This window comes from Cognatilysobacter terrigena, assembly GCF_004361065.1.
In the GTDB taxonomy this organism is placed as follows: Bacteria; Pseudomonadota; Gammaproteobacteria; order Xanthomonadales; family Xanthomonadaceae; genus Cognatilysobacter; species Cognatilysobacter terrigena.
In genome coordinates, this window is record NZ_SELT01000048.1 from 1 (window position 1) to 4128 (window position 4128).

The following is a 4128-nucleotide window of genomic DNA, read 5'->3' on the forward strand; positions in this document are numbered from 1 at the left end:
GGCCGTCCGCAAGGCCGCGACCAGCGCACGCCGCTCGGCCGCCGCCCGCAAGGGTGCGGCGACGCGCGCCACCGGCGCCCGCAAGGCCGCAGGTGCACGCAAGACGACGGGCGCTCGCAAGACGGCGGGTGCGCGCAAGACGGGCGCTCGCAAGTCGACCGCACGCAAGGCCGCATCGAAGTCGTCGCGCGGCGGTTCGTCGACCGGTCGCAAGACCGCGGCGAAGAAGGGCGGCCGTTCGGCTTCGGGCCGCGGCGGCTCGTCCACGTCGACGCGCGGCGCGGCCAAGAAGGGCGGCGCGCGCAAGAGCGCGGGCAGCCGTTCGGCCTCGACCGGCAGCCGCGGCGCTTCGGCGTCCCGCGGCAACGGCGCCTCGCGCATGTTGAACGGCCGCAGCCGCGGCGGTGACAGCCGCGCCAGCCTGTAAGCAGTGAACCGGTGCCGGCGGTTCGCCGCCGGCACCACCCAATTCCACGATGCGGCGCATGCGCGACGCATCAACTACCGACAACAACGAGCAACACGGGGACCGGGCCGATGGCCGTCAAGATCGAAAAGAAAATCAAGGGCTACAGCGTGGTGAGCGCGGAGGACCGCGCGCGCGAAGCCCAGGCCGCCACGCCCGCCCCGGCCGAGCCGAAGATGGCCGACGTCATCCAGATGCACGAGCGCCTCGAGCGCCCCGAAGTGCTCATCGGTTCGACGTACAAGATCAAGACGCCGCTGGTCGAGCACGCCATGTACGTGACGATCAACGACATCGTGCTCAACGCCGGCACCGAGCACGAACAGCGCCGCCCGTTCGAGGTGTTCATCAACTCGAAGTCGATGGACCACTTCCAGTGGATCGTCGGCCTCACGCGCATCATGTCCGCCGTGTTCCGCAAGGGCGGCGACGTCACCTTCCTCGTCGACGAGATGAAGGCCGTGTTCGACCCACGCGGCGGCTACTTCAAGGCCGGCGGCGTCTACATGCCGAGCCTGGTCGCCGAGATCGGCGCCGTGGTCGAAGACCACCTCAAGTCGATCGGCATGATCCACGACCCCGAGATGAGCGAGGCGGCCCGCGCCCTCATCGCCGAAAAGCGCGCCGCCTACGAGCGCGCGACGAATCCGGCATCGAACGAAAGCGTCGCCGTCACCGGCGACGGCACCACCTTCCCGCCCAGCGCGACCATGTGCCACAAGTGCAGCACGAAGGCGCTGGTGCTGATGGATGGATGTGCGACTTGCTTGAATTGCGGGTATAGCAAGTGTGGCTGAGCACCGCGAAGTAGCTCTGCACAAGTGCTGCCGATCTATTACAAGTACGTCTCCGTAGCTGGCGGCACTGCGATCCTTAGCAATCAGACGTTGCGGTGGGCAACCCCCGCAACGTTCAATGACCCTGCCGACATGCAGATCGAGCTGCAAGTCGACGTCGATCGTGATCGGGTCATCGATCTCGCGCTGGATCTAATCTGGGAGCGCTGCTGCGGACGAGCGCCCCCAGCGGCAAACGCGATGGGCCGCCTTCTTGATCAGAAGGGCGCGCAATTCCGCAGAACCGGACAAGGCGCACTGAAGGCCGCGATGCGTCCGGGCGTAGAAGCATTCCTGGCGAAGCTGCCGGAGCACGTTAGTTCTTTCTCAACTGGACTGTTCTCCGACCTCGGACGGACAAAGCTCATCTGCTTCAGCGAGCGAACGGACTCGGTACTCATGTGGTCGCACTACAGCGAAAGCCACTGCGGCATCGTCCTCGGCTTTAGCAACGTCGATAGTTGCGACAGCGTCTATAAGCTCGCGAAGCGCGTCGACTATAGACCTCACCCCCCTCGTTTCGCCGACGAAGAAGAACTGGCTGCGATAGTCGCCGGAAACGCCGGCATTCCGCACGACGTTGTCGATCGAATGATCTTTACGAAATCCGACCAATGGTCCTACGAACGGGAATGGCGAATTTCTTCTGGAGACGGCCGCGAACCGGGCTCTCCAGTTGAGTATGCGGGGTTTTTCAACAGTGAACTTCGCTCCGTGTGCTTCGGAGTTAAGACGTTGCCAAGCACAAAGGCACTTCTGATCCCCCTAATAAGAGAGAGATTTCCCGATGCGGAGCTTCTCCAAGCGCATCGAAAGAGCAATTCTTACTCGATAGAAATCGCTCGCCTGAACAGGTGATGCCACGCGACAGCCCGCCCTCATCCCGTTCGCTTGCACGGAGTTTTCGTGGCACTAGCAAATAGCCTGATCTCGCTCCTGCTGCAGGACATGCGATTGATCCATGAGCGAAGCGAGCCGCGCCCACCCGCGACGCTGTGGCACTACACCAGCGCGGCAGGTCTCAAGGGAATCTTAGAGACGAAGACGATTCGTCTTTCCAATGCAGCATTCTTGAATGACAAGACCGAGCAGTGGTTAGGAAAGGCCCTCTTCATCGAAGCCGCCACCGGTCGATCCGGACACGTGAGTGACTCGATAGAACGCGTGTTAAAAGCTGCGTGTCAACCGTTCTATAAGCAAGCGACTAGCAGCGATCGACTGTCCGACGTTTATACCGCGTCGTTTTCAGTGCACGCCGATTCTTTGCCGCAGTGGCGCGCTTATGGCCGGGGCGAAGATGGTTATGCATTGGGCTTTGACACTTCGAAACTGATCGACGAGAAGCGTAGCCACTCGCGAGTAGAAAACCTTTGGCTGTCCAAGTGCTTTTACAAACCTGATTCGCATCGGAAGCTTGTAAATCGATTGATCGAACTGTGCGATGAAGCGTTCATTGCACATGCAGGCGGCCCGGATGAGGCGGCCGAAGCTGCGGCTGGAGCTGCTGCGTGGTTGAGCGCATTTCTTAAGAACGCTCACTACAAGGACGAGGGCGAATGGCGCCTTGTTCTTTTCGCTAACGAAGCGGACGAAGAGCAGGTTGGCTTCGTCGAGGGACCAGTCTTGAAGCCGTACTGGCCGTACACTTTTGAGCCCGGCTCAGTGAACGGTGCGGTAGTCGGTCCCCAGCGGCACATGGATCTCGCGGTGTCGTCGGTCCGCCTGCTACTTAGGCGGTGCAACGCCCTTAATGCAGTGGCCAGACCTAGCGCTGTTCCATTTCGCAATGTCGGCTGAGTGACATAGTTGCCAGCAATGGGGTCGGGTTTCGGTTCTGCACTCACAGGCTGGCGCTGTCATATAAGACCCGAAGGGCGACCGACACGATGTCGGCCGTCGCCGCCCGAGGCAGCATGCCGAGTGTGGCGATCGCGAGGAGTTACAAGTCGCGAGCTGTAGATCCGTCGAGAGAGGTGCTGTCTTTGGTTATCTTTCTTTGCACCAGCAAAGAAAGTAACTTGGGCGCGCAGCGCACGAAACGCTCTTGCCGCCGTCTCGCGACGGTCCATCGCATCACTCCACCACACCGGAATGTGCCCCGCTTCCGGGCGCGCAAATCGCGGCGAAATGCTACGTGCGTTGTCGCCGTCAGCGTCCCGAACGCCGCCGCTGTGCCGATCCCGCCGGCGTTCGCAGCACACCAGGCCGCACACGTTTACAGCATCGCGACGGACCACGGTTCAACCTGCCCACGCACCGCGACGCACCTCGCGTACATCCCACCATCGTGTTCCGCATCCCCAAGGACTGGTCGATGAAAAAATCTCTGCATTCCCTCGGCGGTTACCTGGCCGCTTCCCTGCTGGGCGCGACGCTGGCGTTGCCCGCCGTCGCCCAGGCCGGCTGCCCGTCGTACGGCAACAAGGGCATGTCGGGCGACTGCTCGCCACGCAGCAGCCAGTGCTTCAACAGTTGGGTGACCGACCACCGCATGTTCAGCGGCGTGTGGCACTACAAGCTGCTCGTGTACCGCCGCAATGCGGGCGGCACGTGGTCGTACTACAGCGAGACCTGGCATCCCTGCTGAGCGACGCCGAAAACAGGGTCGGAGTGCAGTTTTCCTCGACCCAATGAAACAGGAGTCAGAGTGCGATTTCCTGTACTTCGATTGCTGATCCGCAATACGAGACCCGAAGGGCGGCCGACAGGACGTCGGCCGTCGCCACCCGAGGCAGGATGCCGAGTGTGGCGATCGCCAGGAATCAGCACGCGCAGGCTGTAGATTTGTCGAGGAAGGTGCTTTCTTTGGTTATCTTTCTTTGCACC

4 protein-coding genes and 1 pseudogene are annotated in these 4128 nt (G+C 61.9%); all 5 read left to right on the top strand.

Annotated features, from left to right (window positions below; genetic code table 11):
• Positions 1-427, top strand: a pseudogene (locus EVS83_RS15745) (hypothetical protein); the annotation flags it as partial.
• Positions 428-537: 110 nt separating this feature from the next.
• Positions 538-1263, top strand: coding sequence for a TSCPD domain-containing protein (locus EVS83_RS15220; protein WP_133502007.1), 726 nt, complete (start codon positions 538-540; stop codon positions 1261-1263).
• Between the two features lie 132 nt (positions 1264-1395).
• Positions 1396-2160, top strand: a complete 765-nt coding sequence (locus EVS83_RS15225) for a DUF2971 domain-containing protein (RefSeq protein ID WP_166636934.1) — start codon at positions 1396-1398, stop codon at positions 2158-2160.
• A 48-nt stretch (positions 2161-2208) separates the two neighbouring features.
• The gene (locus EVS83_RS15230) at positions 2209-3099 is read left to right on the top strand and encodes a DUF2971 domain-containing protein (protein WP_133502011.1); all 891 of its coding nucleotides are present in this window, start codon (positions 2209-2211) and stop codon (positions 3097-3099) included.
• 517 nt (positions 3100-3616) lie between these two features.
• On the top strand, positions 3617-3889 hold the full coding sequence (locus EVS83_RS15235) for a hypothetical protein (RefSeq protein ID WP_133502013.1): 273 nt from the start codon (positions 3617-3619) through the stop codon (positions 3887-3889).
• Positions 3890-4128: the final 239 nt, after the last annotated feature.